Raw genomic sequence first — 20,893 nt, 5'->3', positions numbered from 1 at the left:
AACTCTATGCACAGTACGCGCGAATACAATTTTGACGGCCTGGTCGGGCCATCGCATAACTATGCCGGACTCTCATTCGGCAACGTGGCCTCGTTCAGCAATGTGAAAAGCGCTTCCAATCCGAAGCAGGCCGCCTTGCAGGGCCTGGCCAAGATGCGCGCCCTGGCCGCGCGCGGCTTTGCGCAAGCCTTGCTGCCGCCACAGGACCGGCCGAATTTCCGCCTGCTGCGCTCCATCGGCTTCACGGGCACGGATGCCGAAGTGCTGGCGCGCGCCTACAAGGAATCCCCGGTGATTCTGGCCTGCGCGTATTCCGCCTCGCCCATGTGGACGGCGAACGCCGCCACGGTCAGCCCGTCGGCCGATACGCAGGATGGCCGCGTGCATTTCACGGCCGCCAACCTGAATAACAAGCTGCACCGCGCCTTCGAGCACGCGCAGTCTGCGCGCAGCCTGCGCGCCATTTTCAGTGACGACAAGCACTTTGCCGTGCACGACGCGTTGCCGTCGACACCAGCCTTCGGCGACGAGGGTGCGGCCAACCACACGCGTCTGGGCGCCAGCCACGGCGCGCCATCCGTTGAACTGTTCGTGTATGGTCGGGTGGAGTTCGATCCATCGGCGCCGTCGCCGAAGCGCTATCCGGCGCGCCAGACACTGGAAGCGTCGCAAGCCGTGGCGCGCCTGCATGGCCTGGACGCGAAGCGCACCGTGTACGTGCAGCAGAACCCGGACGTGATCGACCAGGGCGTGTTCCATAACGACGTCATCGCCGTCGGCAATGGCAATGTGCTGTTCTACCATGAACAGGCGTTTGCCGATGAAGAGGCAAGCCTCTCGCAGCTGCATCGCGCCGTCGCCGCCACGGGTGCCGGGCTGCACGCGCTACGCGTGGACACGGGCCAGGTACCGATCCAGGATGCGGTGACCAGCTATCTGTTCAACAGCCAGTTGCTGACGAAAGAAGGCGGCAAGATGGCGCTGGTGATCCCGCAGGAGTGCCAGGAAAACCGCGCCGTGTCGCGCTACCTGGAAGGCCTGGTGGCCAGCGGTGGTCCGATTGACGAACTGATTCATTTCGACCTGCGCCAGAGCATGCGCAACGGCGGCGGGCCCGCCTGCCTGCGTTTGCGCGTGGCCCTGACGGAAACCGAGGCGCGCGCCATGCATCAGGGCGTGATCATGACGGAAACGCTGTACCATCGTCTGGTGCAGTGGGTGGAAAAACACTACCGCGACCATCTGGAGCCGGGCGACCTGGCCGACCCGCAGCTGGCGCTGGAAGTGCATGCGGCGCTTGAAGAATTGACGATCATCCTCAACTTACCGGGATTGTACGACTTGTAGGCGATAGAAAAAACACAGAAAAAATCCGAGACAGACTATCCGCAACACAGAATTGGACGGGCGACCCCCGTCTCTTGACACCGCTGCCGCCCAGCCACAAGCCCGAACGACAGCGTTGGACATTCACATTACCGTAATGGAGATGCAAGATGAATCACACGCCACAAGATTTGCGTACACAAACGCTGGAGTTGATTAACGCGGCTGGCAATGCAGGCAAGGCGGCAGCGCCGGTCGTGCAGCTGGTGCAGGCATGGCTCGACTCGCTCGATGCCGAAGACCTGGCCGACATCGCGCCCGACAGTCTGGCGCCCGTGCTGGTCGACGGCTTCACGCAAGCGGCCAAGCGCACTGGCAACGGCTGCCAGATCGCCACCCTGCGTTATGCGGATGGCCGTGGCGGCATGGCGAGCGCCTTGCTGGTCCTGAACGAAGACATGCCTTACCTGGTCGACTCCATCGTCATGGCCATGCGCCGCCAGCACCTGGCCGTGCGCGGCGTGATGAATACCGTGCTGCCCGTGCGCCGCGCTCTTGATGGCAGCGTCGAAGCGGTGCGCCAGTCTGGCGACCCGCTCGAATCGTATGTGCTGGTGCTGCTCGACGAAGAGCTGGCGCCGCAAGCCCAGACCGCGCTGGTCGCCGCCCTGGAGACGGTCGCGCGCGACGCCGCCATCGTGCGCCGCGATGCCGCCGCCATGAGCGAGCGCCTGGCCACTGTGGCCACGGCTGCATCGCAGCATGGCGAAGAAGGCGCGGAAGTGGCCGCCTTCCTGGAGTGGGCCCGCAGCGGCGGCTTTGAAGTATTCGGTTATGCCTACTACCGCGTCAAGCCGGGCGTGCGCGAACTCGAACGCGACATTCCTAGCCGTGTTGGCGTGCTGCAGGATACGGCGCACCCGGTCTACGGCACCTGCCTGGCGAATATTCCCGGCGACTTCGATACCCTGGCCAAGCGCGACTCGGCGCTGTCCATCGTCAAGGCCGACGTGGCGGGTACTTTGCACCGCGACCAGCAGCTCGACTTCATCGGCGTGCGCGACATGGATGCGCAAGGCGCGATCCTGGGCGAGCATTGCTTCGTCGGCCTGTTTACCCGCGCCGGCAATTCCACTCCGCTGGCGGCGCTGCCGTTTGCGCGCGGCCGCGTGGCCAAGGTACTGAGCCTGGCCGGCGTGCGCCAGCAAGGCTTCCGCGCCGAGAAATTCCGCGAAATCCTTGAGTCCTTGCCGCGTACGGAAGCGCTGGAAGCGGACCTCGACTGGCTGGCGCAAGTGTGCGGTTCCGTCGTTTCGCTGTACAAGCAGCCGCGCACCAAGGTCTTCGCGCGCCGCGACGTGTATGCGCGCCACCTGAACGTGCTGGTCTACCTGCCGCGCGAGCGCTACAGCGCCAGCGTGGCATCGAGCCTGGCGAAAGCCCTGCAAGCCAGTTCCGGCGCCACGCATGTGAGCACGCAGACCCTGGTGGCCGACGGTCCCCTGGCGCGCGTCTACCTGATCGCCCACGCCGCGCGCTACCCGCTGGACCTGGAAACGGATATCGAACAGCCGCTGCTGAGCGTGCTCGATGGCTGGCATAACGGTTTTGCCGCCGTGGCCGACGCCGTGCCTGACGTGGCCCTGCGCACCAGCCTGCGTAAACTGTGCGCCACCTTGCCGCTCGATTACGTGGCCGCCACCGCGCCGGCCGTCGCCTTCCGCGACCTCGACACCATCCTGCGCAATACGGATCCGGCGCACGTGGCCGTGCGCATCGAGACGGGCGCCATCACGACGATTCGCCTGTACTCGGCCAACAAGGTGCCGCCGCTGTCGACCATCCTGCCGGCACTGCACAACGCGGGCGTGGCCATCGACCGCGAACAGGCATATTCGGTTTCGCTGTCCGACGGCACGCGCTATTTCATCACCAGCCTGACGGTTGATGCCGCCAGCGCGGCGAAACTGGCGCAGCCATCCGTCGTCGCCGTGGCGCAGGAATTGTTTGCCGCCTTGTTCAACGACACGGCCGAAGATGGCCGCCTGAATGGCCTCGTCATCGAAGGCGGCTTGTCGACGCGCGAAGTGCAGCTGGTACGCGCCTACACCAGCTACTGGCGCCAGACGGGCAGCCGCTTCTCGGTGCGCTACATTGCCGAAAGCCTGCGCAAGCAGCCGGCCCAGGTCAAAGCCCTGGTCGAGGCCTTCCTGCAGCGCTTCGATCCATCGCTGTCCGACGCGCAGCATGCGCAAGCCCTGGAAAGCATCGCCGCCATCAAGGCTGGCCTGCCCTCCGTGAACCACGCCGATACCGAGGAAATCCTCGGCGCGCTGGCCGACCTGATGGCCGCCACCCTGCGCACCAGCTACTTCCAGAACAATCAAGCCGGCGACAAGATCATCTTCAAGTTCGACACCAGCAGCCTGGCGCTGGTGCCGGAACCGCGTCCTTACCGCGAGATTTTCGTCTTCTCGCGCCGCTTTGAAGGCGTGCACCTGCGCGGCGGCCCTGTCGCCCGTGGCGGCTTGCGCTGGTCGGACCGCATGGAAGACTACCGCACGGAAGTGCTTGGCCTGGTGAAGGCGCAGATGGTCAAGAACGCCGTCATCGTGCCGGCTGGCGCGAAGGGTGGTTTTGTCTGCAAGATGATGCCGAAGGATGCCGTGCGTGAAACCATCGCGGCCGAAGGCGAAGCCGTGTATCGCCTGTTCATTTCCAGCCTGCTGGAAGTGACGGACAACCGCTCGCTGGGCAATATCGTCCCGCCAGTCGACACCGTGTGCTTCGATGACGCCGACCCGTATCTGGTGGTCGCCGCCGACAAGGGCACGGCCACGTTCTCGGACATCGCCAACGGCATCGCCGTGCAGCGCGGTTTCTGGCTCGGCGACGCGTTCGCCTCGGGCGGCTCGAACGGCTATGACCACAAAAAGCTGGGCATCACCGCCAAGGGCGCATTCGAAGCCGTCAAGCGCCACTTCTATGAAATGGACCACGACCTCAATACGACCCCGATCACCATGGTCGGCGTGGGCGACATGTCGGGCGACGTGTTCGGCAATGGCGTATTGCTGTCGCGCCAGCTGAAACTGGTGGCCGCATTCGACCATCGCCACATCTTCCTCGACCCGACACCGGACGTCGCCGTCTCGTTCGAGGAACGCGCGCGCCTGTTCGCCTTGCCGCGTTCCTCGTGGGACGACTACAACAAGGACTTGATATCTGCAGGCGGCGGCGTGTATCCGCGCTCCGCCCGCAGCATCGAACTGTCGCCGCAAATCCGCGCCGCGCTCGATATCGCGGAAACTGCGCTGGCGCCGGAGGAACTGATGCACCGCATCCTGAAGTCGCCCGTGGACCTGTTCTACAACGGCGGCATCGGCACCTACATCAAGGCGTCGACGGAGAGCCACGCGCAAGTGAAGGACCGCGCAAATGACCACATCCGCGTCAGCGGCAATGAGCTGCGCGTAAAAGTCGTGGCCGAAGGCGGTAACCTCGGTGCGACGCAGGCGGGCCGTATCGAGTTCGCACTGGCCGGTGGCCGCATCTTCACCGATGCGATCGACAACTCGGCCGGCGTGGATTGCTCGGACCATGAAGTGAACGTGAAAATCTGGCTGGACGTGGAAGTCAATGCGGGCAAGCTGACGGAAGCCGAACGCAATCGCGAGCTGTATGCGATGACGGACGACGTCGAGCGCCTGGTCTTGCGCGACAACACGCAGCAGACGCATTTGCTGGTGCGCGAGTTGCAGGCGCAAAGCGAAAGCGCCGTGCAGGATGGCTATGCCGCGCTGATCGCCAGCCTGGAAGAAGAAGGTGCACTGTCGCGCGAACTCGAGCAGCTGCCGTCGGTGGCCGAACTGGCACGCCGCAAGAGCGACGGTCGTGGCTTGACCACGCCGGAACTGGCGGTGGTGATCGCCAACGTGAAGAACCGCTTCAAGCGCATCCTGTCCGCCTTGCCGTTGACGGGCGAAACGTGGGCCGAGCCGGTGCTCAAACCGTACTTCCCGTCCTTGCTGGTGGAAACCCGTTCGGCGCTCGACCACCCGCTGGCCAACGCCATCCTGGCGACCGTGCTGGCCAATGAAGTGATCAACCGCTGCGGCCCGCTGATGATCCGCAACCTGGCGGCGGAACACGGCGTGGACGAATCGACCGTGATCCTGGCCTGGGGCCAGGCCTGGGTGGCGCTGAATCTGGCGCCCGTGTTCGACGCGCTCGATGCGGATGCCTTGACGATTCCACGCGAGGTGTCGATCAAGGTCGACGCGCAAACGCGCGTGCTGCAGCAAACGATGATCGCCGGCGTGCTGTCCGTGCCAGCCGAGCAATTGCGCGGCGCCGGCCTGGCCGAACTGACTCGTTTGTTTGGCGCGGAATCGAAGCGCGAGCTGCTCAAAGCCGTTGGCATCAAGTCGGAAGCGGCGCAGGTAGCCGGCTTGACGCCGGCCTTCGTGCAGGCGTGGGATGCGGTCGACGCGCTGGAAGTCGTCGCCGGCTTCCTGTTCCCGGCCCTGTCCGTGCCGCGTCCTGCGACGATGGACTTGGCCGCCTTCCTGCAAGTGGGCCTGGCCCTGCGCAGCCAGGCGGGCATCGATACGCTGGAACGTGGCCTGAAGCTGGCCGCGCAAGGCAAGTCGCAGGAACAGTTGCGCAACTATGCGCAGCAAGCGCTGCGCCGCACGCAACAGCGTCTGCTGACGCAGGTGCTGGCGCGCGCCGAGCAAGGCAATGCGGGCCAGGCTGTCGATGCCGTGACGGGCGCGCTGGGCCTGTCGGCCTATGTGGCGGCGACGGAACTGGAGCAAGCCATGCTGGACGTGTGGACCTTGTCGGAAGCCGTGAATAAAATCACGGCGAAAACCCCAGCGGAAGCGGCGGTGTAATGACGCAAGAAGTAACGCAGGTAATAGCACCGGTAGTAACACCGGTAGTGCAGGCGCTGGCGCAGGCCGATTTCAGCGGCGTGGCCCAGTTGTTTTCGGACGCCGGTTTCACGGTGGCCTTGCCGGCGCCCGGCATGCTGCAAGTCGTCAAACCGGGAGCCGGCCGCGCCAGCGTGGCCGTTTCGGTGGGCGTGCATGGCGACGAGACGGGGCCGATCGAAGTGCTGGCGCATCTGCTCGACGCCTTGTCGCGCGATGCGTCCGCACTGGCTGTCGACCTGCTTGTCTGCGTGGGCAATGTCGATGCGATCCGGGCCGGCAAGCGTTTCATCGACGCCGACCTCAATCGCATGTTCCGCCCCGTGCGGGGCAGCCTGGCGCAAGCGGCGGAAAGCGCGCGCGCCGATGAAATGATCGCCGCGACAACAGCGTTCTTTGCAGCGGCGGGCCCCGTGCGCTGGCACCTGGATTTGCACACGGCCATCCGGCCGTCCGTGTACCCCACGTTTGCCATCGTGCCGGACCTGGTGGCCGACGACGCCAAGGCGCAGCTGATAGCCTGGCTGGGCCAGGCCGCCATCGGCGCCATCATCATGAACCCGCAATCGGCCGGCACCTACAGCTATTATTCGGCCGAGCATTTCGGCGCGGCCGCCAGTACGGTGGAGCTGGGCCGCGTGGGCACCCTGGGGCAGAACGATTTGTCCCTGTTCGACGACGTGTCGCGGGCGCTGGACGGCTTGCTGCGCGGCTTGCCTGCGCAGCCGGTCAAGGCGCAACCGCACGTGTTCAAGGTGGCGCAGGAAATCATCAAGCACAGCGATGAATTCCGCATGGCGTTTGATCGCAGCACGCAGAATTTCACGTCCCTGCCGCAGCACGCCGTGATCGCCAGCGATGGCGACCATGTCTACACGGTGCGGCACGCGGAAGAGCTGGTGGTGTTTCCGAACCCGGACGTGCGCGTGGGCTTGCGTGCGGGCTTGATGGTGGTGCGTACCTCCTGATCGTCCAGCCGTCACACAGCATCAGGCGCCAGCCGGGGAAACCCGCCTGGCGCTTTTTTCATGGAAAAGATGCCGCACAGAAATAATTATTCATTAAGCAATCAATTGATTTAAAATATTTACCCTTTGCAATTTTTTTGGACCGACCATGTTGAAACGCCTGCTGACAGCGCTGCTGTGCCTGACCCTCTCCGGCCTGACGGCTGCCGCCCCTGCCGAGGAAAAGGCTGCCGCAACGGAAATGACGGCCGAGCAATTCCTTGCCCAGTTGCACTTGCAGCGCGGCAAGATCACTTTGCCGGGCGGCATCGCCACCCTGGATTTGCCCGCCAACTTTCGTTATTTGTCGCCGACGGACGCCGAGCGCGTGCTGGTCGATGCCTGGGGCAATCCGCCGGGCATGGAATCGCTGGGCATGATCGTGCCCGCCAAGATCAGCGTGCTTGAGCGCGATAGCTGGGGCGTGGTGGTGACGTATGAAAAGGAAGGGCATATCAAGGATGACGATGCGGACAGCATCAAGTACGATGAATTGCTCAAGGATATGCAGGCGTCCGTGCTGGAAAACAATGCGGAGCGCAAGAAGCAGGGCTATCCCGGCATCCATTTGATGGGCTGGGCGGAAAAACCCAGCTATGCCAAGGATACGCACAAGCTGTACTGGGCCAAGGATTTGATGGTCGATGGCGGCGAGCACTCGCTGAACTACAATGTGCGCGTGCTGGGCCGTGAAGGTGTGCTGAACCTGAACGCGATTGCCAGCATGCAGCAGATCGCGACGATCAAGACAGAGATGCAGCAAGTGACGGCGTTCACGGAATTTACCGACGGCAACCGCTACACGGATTTCGACAGCAAGACGGACAAGGTGGCCGAGTATGGCCTGGCGGCACTGGTGGCTGGCGGCGTCGCAAGCAAGCTGGGCCTGTTTGGCAAACTGCTGGCGCTGCTGCTGGCCTTCAAGAAAGTGCTGCTCCTGGCTGTCGTGGGCGGCGGCGCGGCCATCGTCAAGTTTTTCACTGGCAAGCGCAAGGACAAGCCGGCGCCGATACAGCCGCAGGAGTCCGTTGAACAGCCAGCGCATTTACCGGACGGCAAGGTGAATCTGGACAAGTAAGCTTGTGTGCGTACCCGCAGGCGGCGCCTCGGGTACACTGATTCATCGTTCACTATCAGGAGTCCGCCATGTCCGTGTCCATGTATCAGGCAACCATTCCCGTCTTTATCCGCGGCTTGCGGGTCGTCTCGGCTCTGCTGGAAAAAGCGCAGGCCCATGTGGAGGAAGATGGCATCGTGCCCGAGATTTTACTGGGCGCGCAGCTGGCGCCCGACATGCTGGACTTGACGGCGCAGGTGCAGCGCGCCAGCGATACGTCGAAGATGTCGGTCGAACGCCTGAGCGGCGTGCCGGCGCCGAAGTTCGAGGATAACGAAGCATCGTTCGAGCAGTTGCAGGAACGCATCGCCAGCACCATCGCCTACATTGACAGCGTGAATGCGGGCCAGATGGCGGGCAGCGCGCAGAAGGAAGTCGTGCTGAACTGGACGGACGAGGGGACAACATTCTCGGGCGACAATTACCTGCTCAGCTTTGCCTTGCCGAACTTCTATTTCCACGTCTCCATGGTCCACGCCATCCTGAGAAACAATGGCGTGGCCGTGGGCAAGCTCGATTATCTTGGTCCTTACGATTAACGTTGCGGTTGCTGCTCGACCTGGTTCTGCACCGCATTGCCCAGCATGCCGCCGCCGATGACGCCGGCCACCGTCGCCAGCGCCTTGCCGCGGCCGCCACCGACCTGATTGCCGATCAAGCCGCCGATGACGGCACCCGTGCCGATGCCCACGTAGTTGGGTTGTGCCGGTGCCGGCGCAGGTACTGGCTGCTGGCGCACGGGTTCGCGGTAGGCGGTGTCGCGGTAGCCGTCGTTGTTGTCATTGTAGGCAGGACGCGCTTGCGCCACTTGCGTGTGGTGCACGACGCGCTTGTGCACGACGGGTGCCGGTGCCGGGGCGGCTTGCGCGACGACAGGCGCGGCTACCGGCGCAGTCACGGGCGCTGCCAGAGCGGCACCGGCCGGCGTCATGGCGGCCACGTCGGCAGGGATGGCTGGCGTGGCCGGCACATTCGCCCGCGAATTGGGCAGGATGCCGGCGATGGACGCCGCGCCGACCAGGCACAGGACCGTCACGGAAATGGCGGCGCCGGCCATCAAGGGGTGGATGCGGCTGGCGGTAGTCGTCGTGTTCATGTGTTCTCCTGGGGTGGTGCTGCGGGTGTTATTGATGTGTCCAGATTAGCGGCCGCGCCGGCCCAAGGCTAGCCCTTGCGCTGTATCAAACGTAAGCAGGTGTAAGCCGCGCTTTGCAAAGCACAGTAGAATCGGTGCTTCCCCTTTTCCGAAAGTCCGCCATGAGCCAGCTATTCACGCCGTATGCCCTGGGACCGCTGCACGTGGCCAACCGCATCGCCATCGCGCCCATGTGCCAGTACTCGGCCGACAACGGCAACGCCACCGACTGGCACATGATCCACCTGGGTCATTTGGCCCTGTCCGGCGCGGGCTTGCTGATGACGGAAGCGACGGCCGTCTCGCCCGAGGGACGCATCTCGGCCGAAGACCTGGGCTTGTGGTCGGATGCGAATCAAGCTGCGCTGGCCAAGGTGGTGCAGGCGATCCGCCGCCATTCTCCGATTCCGCTGCTGGTGCAACTGGGCCACGCGGGACGCAAGGCGTCGAGCCGCGCGCCCTGGCAGGGCGGTGCCTGCGTGCACCTGGCCGAGGGCGGCTGGCAAACGGTGGCGCCATCGGCCATCGCGCATGCGCCCGGTGAAACCGTGCCGATCGCCCTCGATGAAATGGGTTTGCTGCAGATCAAGGGCGCCTTTGTCGCGGCCGCGCAGCGCGTGCATGCGCTCGGCATCGAGGGCATCGAACTGCATGCGGCGCACGGTTATCTGCTGCACCAGTTTTTGTCGCCCCTGTCCAACCAGCGCACGGATGCGTATGGCGGTAGCCTGGAAAACCGCATGCGCTTTCCGCTGGAAGTGGTTGAAGCCGTGCGCGCCGCCGTGCCGGCCACGGTGGCCGTGGGCGTGCGCATTTCCGCCACCGACTGGGTCGAAGGTGGCTGGGAAATCGAGCAAAGCGTGCGCTTCGCGCAGGAACTCAAGCAGCTGGGCGCCGACTTCATCCACGTCTCCAGCGGCGGCATTTCGCCGCTGCAGCAAATCCCCGTGGGGCCCGGCTACCAGGTGGCGGTTGCCGAGCGCATCAAGCGCGACAGCGGCTTGCCCACGATTAGCGTGGGCTTGATCACGGAAGCGCAGCAGGCGGAAGACATCATCGTCAATGGCCAGTCCGACATGGTGGCGCTGGCGCGCGCCATCCTGTTCGACCCGCGCTGGCCCTGGCATGCGGCGGCCCAGCTGGGTGCTCAAGTGCAGGCACCGCCGCAATACTGGCGCTCGCAGCCGCGCGAATTCAAGAACCTGTTCGGCGACACGACCCTGGGCCAGCGCTGACAAGCCTGCTCTGCTACACTGACGCTTCTTTCCCATTTCTCCAGGACGCTTCGACATGCGCCATTGATACTGCCGTGCTGTGCACGGCCTCGCCCATCCCGCCACAGCGCCTTTGCGCCATGCGGGTTCGCCAGCCCTGTCTGCACGTACCAGGAGTATCCATGCCCGCATTCCTACAACTCGACCGTCTTTCCTTTGTGCTGCCCGATGGCCGCACCCTGTTTTCCGATCTGCAATTTGTCTTTGCCCCGCAACGTATCGGCCTCGTCGGTGATAACGGCGTGGGCAAGAGCGTGCTGGCGCGCCTGCTGGCGGGCCAGGCGCAGCCGTCTTCCGGTGCCGTGCGCTGTGACGGCGTCGTGCATTACGTGGCGCAGGAACTCGATCCGCAGCGCTATCCCACCGTGGCGGCCCTTGCTGGCATGCAGGACTTGCTGGCGGCGCTGGCGCGCATCGCCGAGGGCAGTATCGATGAAGCCGATTACGCGCTCGTGGGAGATCGCTGGGATGCCCACGCCCGTTTGCGCCAGGCGCTCGATGCGCTCGATTTGCGCCATGTCAATGCCGCTACGCCCACGGCCAGCCTGAGCGGCGGCGAACGCCAGCGCATCGCCCTGCAGGGGGCCTGGCTGTCGCAGGCGGACTGGCTGGTGCTCGATGAACCGAGCAACCATCTCGACGTGCAGCAGCGCGCCCGTTTGGTGGCGCAGATGGCGCGCTGGCCGGGCGGCTTGCTGCTGGTCAGCCATGACCGCGGCTTGCTCGAGCACGTCGATGACATCGTCGAGCTGTCGCCGCAGGGCTTGCGCAGCTATGGCGGCAATTACGCGATGTATGCGCAGCAGCGCGCGCTGGAGCAGGCCGGTTTTGCGGCGGCCTTGCAGGCGGAAAAGGCTGGCGCCAGACGCGAACAGCGCGAAGCCCAGCAGCAGGCCGAACGCCAGCAGAAGCGGGTGGTGCGTGGCGAGCGCGAGGGGCGCGAAGGCAATCAAAGCAAGCTGCTGCTCGACGCAAAAAAGGAGAAAAGCCAGGATAGCCAGGGCAAGCTGCGCCTGCGCGCGCAAGAGGCGCAGCAGGCGCGCCAGCAAAGGGTGATGGAGGCCAGCGCCCGCTGCGCGCCCGAGGCCGAACGTCTGCTGCTGGCGCCCGAGAGCGGCGTGCCGAACGGCAAGCTGATCCTGGAACTGCGCGAACTGGTCTTGCCGCATGGCCAGGCGCAGCCTGTGAGCCTGGTCATCAGTGGGCCGCGCCGCCTGGCCGTGACGGGCAATAATGGCAGTGGCAAGTCGACCTTGCTGCGCGTGATCGCCGGCCAGCTGGCGCCCGCCAGCGGCGAGCTACTGTGCCATGCGCGGATGGCGTGGCTGGACCAGCATGCTGGACTGCAAGACGGCGAGTGGAGTGCCGTGCAGCGCTTGCAGGCACGCAACAGCCTGCTGCCGGAAGGCGAGCTGCGCACGCGGCTGGCGCTGCTGGGCATTGCCGGCGCGCGCGCCACCATGCCCAGCCGTTTGCTCAGCGGTGGCGAGCGCATGAAGGTGGCGCTGGCGGCCGAACTGTATGCGCAGGCGCCGCCGCAACTGCTGCTGCTTGATGAACCTGACAATCATCTGGACCTGGCCAGCCTGCAGGCGCTGGAGCAGATGCTGCTGCAATATCGGGGCGCGCTACTTGTGGTTTCGCACGACCAGGCATTTCTGGAGGCGATAAACCTTGACCCCGAGGGCTTGACATTGCACAAGTGACAATTTAATGAAAAAAGTCACGCTCGATGCCTGTAGAGCATGCTTCATGAACCGATGCTGAATTTTGTTTGATTGTCGGTATAATCCACTGAATAACCGGGCCTATTTGTGAACTAAAACTGCTGGTTCACCAATATGATGACGTTTAATCTGGCACTGTTGTCGGTCACTACCGCGCTGCCAGGGCGTCATCCTGCGTGCCCTGCCGTGCATGAATTTTGGTTTCGCTTATATTGTTTTCTTGGAGAAATAGCATGTCGTTTTACGAAAAACTCAAAGCCCTCAACATCGAACTGCCAGTCGTTGCCGCGCCAGCTGCCGCCTACGTGATGCATGTCCGCACGGGCAACACCGTCTTCCTGTCCGGCCACCTGGCCAAGAAGGATGGCAAGGTCTGGGTTGGCCAGCTGGGCAAGGACGTCACCACGGAAGAAGGCAAGATCGCCGCGCGCGGCATCGCCATCGAACTGATCGCCACCCTGCAAGACGCGTGCGGCGGCGACTTGAACAAGGTCAAACGCATCGTCAAGGTCATGAGCCTGGTTAATTCCACCTCCGAATTCACGGAACAGCACCTGGTGACCAATGGCGCCTCGGAACTGTTCGTCGAAGTCTTCGGCGACAGCGGCAAGCACGCCCGCTCCGCCTTCGGCGTGGCGCAAATCCCGCTGGGCGCTTGCGTCGAGATCGAGCTGATCGCCGAACTGGCCTGACGCAGTAGCCTGACCACATGAGCATGCCGGCGCTTGCCGCCGGCGCGCCTTTTCCTCCTTTCCAGCAAGAGCGGAACCGCCATTGGGGTGGAGGGATCGGTGTATTCAAGAAAAAAACGGAGACACGTAATGAAAACGAGTGAACAAGGCTTGCACCGCGGCCTGGGCGAGCGGCAGATCCGCCTGATGGCGCTGGGCGCCGCGATTGGCGTGGGCCTGTTTTTGGGTTCCGGCAACGCGATCAAGATGGCCGGTCCCGGCATCATGCTGTCGTACATCATCGGTGGCGCGGTCATCTTCATGATCATGCGCGCACTGGGCGAAATGGCCGTGCACAACCCGGTCGCCGGCTCCTTCAGCCGCTACGCCCAGGATTACCTGGGCCCCCTGCAAGGCTATCTGACGGGCTGGAACTACTGGTTCCTGTGGCTGGTCACGTGCGTGGCGGAAATTACCGCCGTCGCCATCTACATGGGCATCTGGTTCCCCGACACGCCGCGCTGGATCTGGGCCCTGGCGGCTCTCGGCTCCATGGGCGCGATCAACCTGCTGGCCGTGAAAGCCTACGGCGAGTTCGAATTCTGGTTCGCGCTGATCAAGGTCGTCACCATCATCCTGATGATCATCGGCGGCACGGGCATGATCGTCTTCGGTCTCGGCAACGACGGCGTGGCCATCGGCATCTCGAACCTGTGGACGCATGGCGGCTTCTTCCCGAACGGCGCGCAGGGCGTGCTGATGTCGCTGCAGATGGTGATGTTTGCCTACCTGGGCGTGGAAATGATTGGCCTGACGGCTGGCGAAGCGGCGAACCCGAAGAAATCGATTCCCGACGCCATCAATTCCGTGTTCTGGCGCATCCTGATTTTCTATGTCGGCGCACTGTTCGTCATCCTGTCGATCTACCCATGGAATGAAATCGGCACCACCGGCAGCCCGTTCGTCATGACGTTCGAACGCCTGGGCATCAAGACGGCCGCCGGCATCATCAACTTCGTCGTGCTGACGGCAGCCCTGTCGTCGTGCAATGGCGGTATCTTCAGCACGGGCCGCATGCTGTACAACCTGGCGCTGCAAGGCCAGGCGCCGAAAGCGTTTGCGGAAACCACGGCCAGCGGCGTGCCGCGCCGCGCCATCCTCGTGTCCGTCTTCGCGCTGCTGCTGGGCGTGCTGCTGAACTACCTGGTGCCGGAAAAAGTGTTTATCTGGGTCACCTCGATCTCCACCTTCGGCGCCGTCTGGACCTGGGGCGTGATCCTGGTCACGCAGATACAGTTCCGCAAGACCTTGACGCCGCTGGAAATCAAGAACCTGGCCTTCCGCATGCCGTTCGCGCCGTACGGTTCCTGGATTTCGCTGGCTTTCCTGGCGCTGGTGATCGGCCTGATGGCGTATTTCCCCGATACGCGCATCGCCCTGATGGTGGGACCGGCCTGGCTGATCCTGCTGACGGTGCTGTACTACGTGCTGGGCCTGGCGCCGAAAGCGCGCCGCGACGATGTGCCGCAAGGCTACGAAGCGGGCTGGCCGCCGGCCGATGCGCCACACGGCAAGAAGTAATTCAGCTGAACTGAGCTGAGCCAGAAGCGCGCCCCTGCCCCTGCAGCGGCGCGCTTTTTCTTTCATGGAAGCAATTTTTTCTTCAGCAGCACTCTTGCGGGTTTAGCGGCGCACGCCAGTCGTTGTTTCCTTACATCAAAGTTCTGTTTAGCTGAGCCGATGAAAGCCCTATAATCGCTTAGTTTTGAGAATGGACGCGATCTTTCCGGTTTTTTGCCAGGTAGGGCCGGAGCGCTATTTGTTTTTACCCGTCATGTTCCGAACAACACCTGACAAAACCGTAGCGAGCGGATGTGAGTCGTGGCTAAGAAGCGCAGCTGTGCGAATGCACAGTGAGCATCGCAGGCCGCGAATCGCGACGCGCAGTAGGTTTTTGCAGGTGTTTAAGTGCATGCCTCATAAAGGAATGTTAGTGAGCCAAACCCTGGTCCAGAAACTCTGCCGCACCAAGCCGATCGATACCACGGTCGAATATGGTGAAGGCCTCAGCAGCAGTGGCTTGAGCCGGTCCATCGGCCTGTTTTCCCTCACCATGATCGGCGTCGGCGCCACCATCGGCACGGGCATTTTCTTTACCATGGTCGAAGCCGTCCCCAAGGCGGGCCCTTCGGTCGTCCTGTCTTTCCTGATCGCCGCCATCACGGCCGGTTTGACGGCCTTGTGTTATGCGGAATTGTCGTTCCGCATACCCGCTTCCGGCTCCTCGTATTCGTTTGCCTACGCCACCGTGGGTGAGTTTCTTGCCTTCATCATGGCCGCCTGTCTGCTGCTCGAATACGGTTTGGCGGGCAGTGCAGTGGCCATCGGCTGGTCGTCCTACCTGAACAACTTCCTGGAAAACGCGTTTGGCTGGCACATCCCGGAGATGCTGCGCACGCCGATGATCGTTTCTGGCCCGCATGGCATGGAGTTTCATGCCGGCCACATCAACCTGCCGCCGATCTTTTTGATCTGCATGTGCGGCTTCTTGCTGCTGCGTGGCGCCAAGGAATCGGCCCTGATGAACGCCATCATGGTCATCATCAAACTGGCGATCCTCGTGTTTTTCATCGTCATCGCGTTTTCCGGTTTTAATGCCGACAATTTCTTCCCCTTCTTCAATACCGACAATAGCAAGGGCTTTGCCGGCATGACGGGCGTCACGGCCGCGGCCGGCACCGTCTTCTTCTCCTTCATCGGCCTCGATACGGTGGCGACGGCGGGCGACGAAGTGAAAAATCCCACGCGCAATGTGCCGCGCGGCATCCTCGGCGCCTTGCTCATCGTCACCGTGTTTTATTTGCTGGTGGCCGTGGCCGCCCTCGGCGCGCAGCAAGCGAAATTATTTGAAGGCCAGGAAGCGGGCCTGGCGGTGATCCTGCAAAACGTCACGGGCAAGACCTGGCCCGCGCTGGTGCTGTCGGCCGGCGCCGTCATCTCCGTCTTCAGCGTGACCCTGGTGACAATCTACGGCCAGACGCGCATCCTGTTTGCCGTCAGCCGCGACGGTTTGATCCCGAAATCGTTCCAGAAAATCCACCCGCGCACTCTGGTGCCGGTCAGCAATACCATCATCGTCTGCCTCGTCGTGGCCGTGGTGGCCGGTTCCGTCGATGCGACTTACCTGTGGGACATGGTCAGCATCGGTACCCTGACGGCCTTCATGGTCGTCTCGATCGCCGTGCCCGTGCTGCGCCACAAGCAGGGCGCGAACCGAATCGAAGGCTTCAGCGTGCCGTTTGGGCCATACGTGATTCCGGGTCTGAGCATTCTGGCTTGCCTGTACATCATGCGCGATTTGCCGCATACGACGTTTGTCGTGTTCAGTGTGTGGATGGCGGTGACGGTGGCCATTTACTTCCTGTACAGCATGCGGCATTCGCATCTGGGCAAGAAGGCCCGCTAATGCAGTCTGTTCCATCCGAAACCGCCGCGCTTGCCGGCGGTTTTTTTTATTTCTAACCGGAATTTACATGATGAAAATAACTGATCTGGCCGCCTGCGGCTTGCTGGCAAGCAGCCTTCTGGGCACCCTGGCGCAGGCCGCCCCTGCAAGCGAGCCGGCCTTGCGCGATTACCGCGCCGTCGCCCTGTCGGCCAATGGCCAGCGCATCGCCGCCATCGAGTCGAGCAGGGCGGAACAGCCACAGCCGCAGCGCCCGCATGCGGTGATCGTCGTGCGCGACGCCGCCAACGGCGCCATCGTGCAGCAATTCGATCCGTGTGCCGTGTGTTCCTACGACAAGCCCAGCTGGTCGCCGGACGGCAGGCAACTGGCCTTCATCGGCTATGACGCCAAGGCGGGCACGGCGCAGCTATACCTGGCCACCCTGTCGCAGGCGCCGGTGCGGATGTTGACCAGTATCAAGGGCGTGGCCAGCACGGCGCGCTGGTCGCCGGACGGCAAGCAGCTGGCTTTGCTCGCGACGGTGGGCGCGCGCAAACTGGCCGGCGCCGTCGAGGCGGGCGCGCGCCAGGTGGGCGAAGTGGGCAACGACGACGATGCCCAGCGCATCGCCGTCGTGCCGGCCAGCGGCGGCGAGCCGCGTCTGCTGTCACCAGGCGACACCTATGTGTATGAATACAGCTGGACGCCCGATGGCCGCGGCTTTGTTGCCACCAGCGCGCAGGGCAATGGCGACAGCAACTGGTGGGTCGCCAAGCTCAGCCATATCGATGCGGCCACGGGCGCCCTGCGCGTGATCGCGTCGCCGGCCATGCAGCTGAACCTGCCCTCGGTCTCGCCGGACGGCAAGACGGTGGTCTTCATCGGCGGCCTGATGAGCGATTTCGGCTCCATCGGCGGCGATATCTACACGGTGCCCTTGGCTGGCGGTACGCCGCGCAACCTCACATCAGACTATCGCGGCACCTTCAATGGCGTCGTCTGGCGCGGCGCCGGCTTGCTGGCAACGGCCCTGATCGATTCGCAGCTGGCGCTGGTGCCCGTCGATGCGCAGACCGGCCCCAGTCAACCTGTACTGCTCGGTGAACTGAGCAGCAGCGGCAGCGATGGCCGCTTGTCGTTCAGCGCCGATGGCCGTCACGCCGCTGCCGCGCAGGAAGATTTTACGCACGCCAGCTACTTGGTGGCGGGCCCGGTGGGCCAGCTGAAAAAGATCACGCGTGACAATGACGGCTTTGCGCCGCAGCTGACGGTGCAGAACGTGGGCTGGAACAACGAGCAATACAAGGTGCAGGGCTGGCTGCTGGGACCGTTGAAGACGGACGCCGGCAAGCGCTACCCGATGATCGTCAACGTGCATGGCGGCCCCGGCGCGGCTGCCTCGCCCCGTTACGTGGGAGCGAGCACCCTGATCCACGAATTGACGCAAAAAGGTTATTTTGTCTTCCTGCCCAATCCGCGCGGCAGCTTTGGCCAGGGCCAGGCCTTTACGCGCGCGAACATGGCTGACTTTGGCGGCGGCGACTGGCGCGACATCCTGGCCGGCATCGATGCGGTGCAAACAGTGGCGCCCGTCGATGGCCAGCGCCTGGGCCTGATCGGCCATTCGTATGGCGGCTTCATGACCATGTGGGGCGTTACGCACAGCGACCGCTTCAAGGCAGCCGTGGCGGGTGCGGGCGTGTCGAACTGGATCAGCTATTACGGCCAGAACGGCATCAACCAGTGGATGATCCCGTTCTTTGGCGCCTCCGCCTATGACAATCCGGCCGTCTACCGCAAGGCGTCACCCATCGAATCGATCAAGGCGGCCAAGACGCCGACCCTGATCTACGTGGGCGAGCGCGACGTGGAAACGCCGGCCGCCCAGTCTCTGGAATTCTGGCACGGCTTGCGCGCCATGGGCGTGCCGTCCAGCCTGTTCATCTACGATGGCGAAGGCCATTCCTTCCGCAAGCCCGAGCACCAGCGCGACTTGCAGAAGCGCACTATCGGCTGGTTTGAGCAGTACCTGAAATAAGCTGTGCAGGTTTAGCGCGGTGCCACAATATGCACGATCGCCGCGCTATGTATCACAATCTTGTCGGCATCCGCCTGCAACAGGCGGATACGCCGCTGCACCAGCGGCCAGCCCGACCAGGCCACGTCGCTGACGGGCGGCGCGGGCAGGGTAGCCAGCGGGGCGCTGATGGAAGCCTTGTCATCGAGCTGTTCCAGCGCGCGCGACAGGGTCAGACACACTTGCGTATGGCTGTGGCTGAGCAAGGCGTTGACGGGCGCGACAGGCAGCTGGCTGGCATGGCGCCCGAGGATGGAGCGCAGCGCCGCCACGTGGGCGACCAATAGATAATTTTGCACGATGAACAGGTTGATGTCTTCCACGGCCCGCTGCTTGCTGGCCGGTTCATCGAGCATGCGCACCAGCGCCGAGCTGAGCGCGGCCAGGCTGTCCATCAAGCGCTTGCGCTCGATGCGGTAGGCGAAGTCATCAAAACATTTTCCCTGCAGCAGCGCGAAGCTGGCCTGCATATAACTCACATTCACATTCAGCACCTGGCGCACGAGGCGGGGCAGGCTCTGGTATTCCCAGTTGGCCAGTACAAAGCTGAACACGGTGGCCACCGCCGCGCCGATCAGGGTGTCGATCAGGCGCTCGCTGACGAGGTTCGGGTTGCTGGGCGCCACCAAATGCATTTGCAGCAAGATCATCAGGCTGACGGCGATGGCCGTGTAGCGGTAGCGCAAATAGATGAAGGTGGGCGTGGCCACGATGGAGAGAAATAAAATGGCCATCAGCACGATATTACTGTGCACGTAGCGGATCACGATGGCCGTGATGATGCAGCCGATGATGGTGCCGATGATGCGGTCGGCGCGGCGCTGGCGCGTCATGCTGAACGTGGGACGCAGGATGATGACGATGGTGAGCACGATCCAGTAGCTGTGCGCCGCATACGGCAGCCAGTGGCCGATCAGCAATCCCACGGAAATCGCCATCGACACGCGCAGGGCGAAGCGGAACACGGGCGAGTCCAGGCGCAGATTAGCCAGCAGGGTTTTCAATTCATACTTTTGCTGCGACAAGAATGGCGCCATGTCCGCACCGCTCCAGAACGGCACGTCGGCATAGACTTTTTGCGTTGCCAGGTGCAGCTCGGCGATCATTTTCAGAATGGCGCGGATCTTGTTGCGCTGCGCGCGCAGGGTGGCCAGCGCTTCCTGCGCAGCGTCGCCTTTTGCGTGAAGGCGGGCAATTTCCGCTTCGATATCGGCCCATTCCTTGTCATAGCTGATCTGCGCATACGAGGCGCGCTTGCGCGTGACGGCGTAGGCGACGGATTCGATGTCGCGCGCCGCCTTGTAGGCCAGGTCGTGCAAGGATTTCAAGACGTCGGAGTCGGCCAGGTGCTGGCGCAGCAGCGCGTAATCCGTGTGCGTGGAGAGTATCAGTTCATACAGATCGAGCATGCACACGTGCACTTGCACGACGATGGCATCCTTGCTGTTCTTGTGGCTGCGCAGAATCAGATCGCGCGACGCCTGCTGGCGGTCGGCCAGGATGCTTTGATGGCGCACCAGCTTGTTGAATTGCTCCGTCAAATTGAAGCGCGTGTCGTAGAAATCGGCCTTGATGTCGATGTAGGCGGCCAGTTCGAACAGGGCTTCGGCCAGCACTTGCTGCTTGATGCGGTGGCGCAAGACCCAGGCGATGGCCATGGCGTAGGCCAGATAGATCAGGCCGCCCAGCATGAACAGGCCCGCGTGGTGGAACGATTGCTGCCACGTCATCTGATGCTCCATCGACATGGTCATGATGAACAGGGCGGCCAGTTGCAAGGGCATGGATTTCTTGCCGTACACCACCATCATGCTGGCGAGGAAACTGACCAGCACGAGCACCGTCATCAACAGCCACTGCACGGGCCCGCACAGGCTGATCAATAAGGTGACGGCGCTGCACAGCAGCACGGAAGCGAGCATTTCATTGAACTTGTGGCGCAGCGGGCTGGGCATGTCCATCAGGGTCGTGCACAGGGCGCCGATGCATACCGTCATGGCGGTGGCGCTGTCGCTGATTTCCTGGGTCAGCAAGGCCAGACCGACCAGGCCGATGGCCACGCGCAAGCCCAGGTAAAAATAATGGCTGTAAATAAAGGTGCGCAGGTTCAGTGCGTAGTGCATGGGATTACCTTGTGGGCAGGGCACAGAAAGAGGCGCCGCACCGGGGTCTCC

General features: G+C 63.2%; 13 protein-coding genes. 11 read left to right on the top strand and 2 right to left on the bottom strand.

From position 1 onward, the window contains the following. Positions 1–6: 6 nt before the first annotated feature. The 5 genes from astB to KO539_RS08895 all read left to right on the top strand — a co-directional run bounded on the left by astB (position 7) and on the right by KO539_RS08895 (position 8,926). Complete coding sequence (gene astB, locus KO539_RS08915; RefSeq protein ID WP_219308457.1) at positions 7–1,347, top strand: N-succinylarginine dihydrolase; 1,341 nt, start codon at positions 7–9, stop codon at positions 1,345–1,347. Between the two features lie 149 nt (positions 1,348–1,496). Then, the gene (locus KO539_RS08910; protein WP_219308455.1) at positions 1,497–6,224 is read left to right on the top strand and encodes an NAD-glutamate dehydrogenase domain-containing protein; all 4,728 of its coding nucleotides are present in this window, start codon (positions 1,497–1,499) and stop codon (positions 6,222–6,224) included. Then, positions 6,224–7,231: a succinylglutamate desuccinylase gene (locus KO539_RS08905; RefSeq protein WP_219308453.1), complete on the top strand. Its 1,008-nt coding sequence runs from the start codon at positions 6,224–6,226 to the stop codon at positions 7,229–7,231. The genes KO539_RS08910 and KO539_RS08905 overlap by 1 nt, the downstream gene beginning before the upstream one ends. Before the next feature lie 148 nt (positions 7,232–7,379). Further along, on the top strand, positions 7,380–8,348 hold the full coding sequence (locus KO539_RS08900) for a DUF2167 domain-containing protein (protein WP_176389675.1): 969 nt from the start codon (positions 7,380–7,382) through the stop codon (positions 8,346–8,348). 68 nt (positions 8,349–8,416) lie between these two features. Then, a complete protein-coding gene (locus KO539_RS08895; RefSeq protein WP_219308451.1) occupies positions 8,417–8,926 on the top strand; it encodes a DUF1993 family protein in 510 nt (169 codons plus the stop codon). Here the strand turns inward: KO539_RS08895 and KO539_RS08890 are convergent. Beyond that, entirely contained in the window at positions 8,923–9,483 is a 561-nt protein-coding gene (locus tag KO539_RS08890) for a glycine zipper 2TM domain-containing protein (protein ID WP_219308449.1), read from the bottom strand. The two genes, KO539_RS08895 and KO539_RS08890, sit on opposite strands and share 4 nt — an antisense overlap. A 161-nt stretch (positions 9,484–9,644) precedes the next feature. On the opposite strand from KO539_RS08890, the gene KO539_RS08885 reads away from it, so the two are divergent. The 6 genes from KO539_RS08885 to KO539_RS08860 all read left to right on the top strand — a co-directional run bounded on the left by KO539_RS08885 (position 9,645) and on the right by KO539_RS08860 (position 18,680). Next, complete coding sequence (locus KO539_RS08885) at positions 9,645–10,757, top strand: NADH:flavin oxidoreductase/NADH oxidase (protein ID WP_219308447.1); 1,113 nt, start codon at positions 9,645–9,647, stop codon at positions 10,755–10,757. A 161-nt stretch (positions 10,758–10,918) separates the two neighbouring features. Further along, positions 10,919–12,502 (top strand): ABC-F family ATP-binding cassette domain-containing protein, encoded by a 1,584-nt coding sequence (locus KO539_RS08880; RefSeq protein WP_219308445.1) that lies wholly within the window; start codon positions 10,919–10,921, stop codon positions 12,500–12,502. 254 nt (positions 12,503–12,756) lie between these two features. After that, positions 12,757–13,215: a RidA family protein gene (locus tag KO539_RS08875; protein ID WP_219308443.1), complete on the top strand. Its 459-nt coding sequence runs from the start codon at positions 12,757–12,759 to the stop codon at positions 13,213–13,215. A gap of 129 nt (positions 13,216–13,344) precedes the next feature. Continuing rightward, entirely contained in the window at positions 13,345–14,775 is a 1,431-nt protein-coding gene (locus KO539_RS08870) for an amino acid permease (RefSeq protein ID WP_176389680.1), read from the top strand. A gap of 412 nt (positions 14,776–15,187) precedes the next feature. Next, the gene (locus KO539_RS08865; protein ID WP_081922617.1) at positions 15,188–16,660 is read left to right on the top strand and encodes an amino acid permease; all 1,473 of its coding nucleotides are present in this window, start codon (positions 15,188–15,190) and stop codon (positions 16,658–16,660) included. Positions 16,661–16,727: 67 nt separating this feature from the next. Continuing rightward, the gene (locus KO539_RS08860) at positions 16,728–18,680 is read left to right on the top strand and encodes a S9 family peptidase (RefSeq protein WP_257626146.1); all 1,953 of its coding nucleotides are present in this window, start codon (positions 16,728–16,730) and stop codon (positions 18,678–18,680) included. Positions 18,681–18,691: 11 nt separating this feature from the next. On the opposite strand, the gene KO539_RS08855 is transcribed toward KO539_RS08860, so the two are convergent. Continuing rightward, a complete protein-coding gene (locus KO539_RS08855; protein WP_219308441.1) occupies positions 18,692–20,842 on the bottom strand; it encodes an FUSC family membrane protein in 2,151 nt (716 codons plus the stop codon). Positions 20,843–20,893: the final 51 nt, after the last annotated feature.

The organism is Janthinobacterium sp. NKUCC06_STL, assembly GCF_019345455.1.
GTDB lineage: Bacteria > Pseudomonadota > Gammaproteobacteria > Burkholderiales > Burkholderiaceae_D > Janthinobacterium > Janthinobacterium rivuli.
This window is presented reverse-complemented; position numbering and strand designations above follow the sequence as displayed.

Coding starts and splice junctions, on each gene's coding strand:
- KO539_RS08890 (WP_219308449.1), bottom strand. CDS start 9,483: ATGAACACGACGACTACCGCCAGCCGCATCCACCCCTTGATGGCCGGC.
- KO539_RS08860 (WP_257626146.1), top strand. CDS start 16,728: ATGATGAAAATAACTGATCTGGCCGCCTGCGGCTTGCTGGCAAGCAGC.
- KO539_RS08855 (WP_219308441.1), bottom strand. CDS start 20,842: ATGCACTACGCACTGAACCTGCGCACCTTTATTTACAGCCATTATTTT.
- KO539_RS08905 (WP_219308453.1), top strand. CDS start 6,224: ATGACGCAAGAAGTAACGCAGGTAATAGCACCGGTAGTAACACCGGTA.
- KO539_RS08910 (WP_219308455.1), top strand. CDS start 1,497: ATGAATCACACGCCACAAGATTTGCGTACACAAACGCTGGAGTTGATT.
- KO539_RS08895 (WP_219308451.1), top strand. CDS start 8,417: ATGTCCGTGTCCATGTATCAGGCAACCATTCCCGTCTTTATCCGCGGC.
- KO539_RS08885 (WP_219308447.1), top strand. CDS start 9,645: ATGAGCCAGCTATTCACGCCGTATGCCCTGGGACCGCTGCACGTGGCC.
- KO539_RS08880 (WP_219308445.1), top strand. CDS start 10,919: ATGCCCGCATTCCTACAACTCGACCGTCTTTCCTTTGTGCTGCCCGAT.
- astB (WP_219308457.1), top strand. CDS start 7: ATGCACAGTACGCGCGAATACAATTTTGACGGCCTGGTCGGGCCATCG.
- KO539_RS08900 (WP_176389675.1), top strand. CDS start 7,380: ATGTTGAAACGCCTGCTGACAGCGCTGCTGTGCCTGACCCTCTCCGGC.
- KO539_RS08875 (WP_219308443.1), top strand. CDS start 12,757: ATGTCGTTTTACGAAAAACTCAAAGCCCTCAACATCGAACTGCCAGTC.
- KO539_RS08870 (WP_176389680.1), top strand. CDS start 13,345: ATGAAAACGAGTGAACAAGGCTTGCACCGCGGCCTGGGCGAGCGGCAG.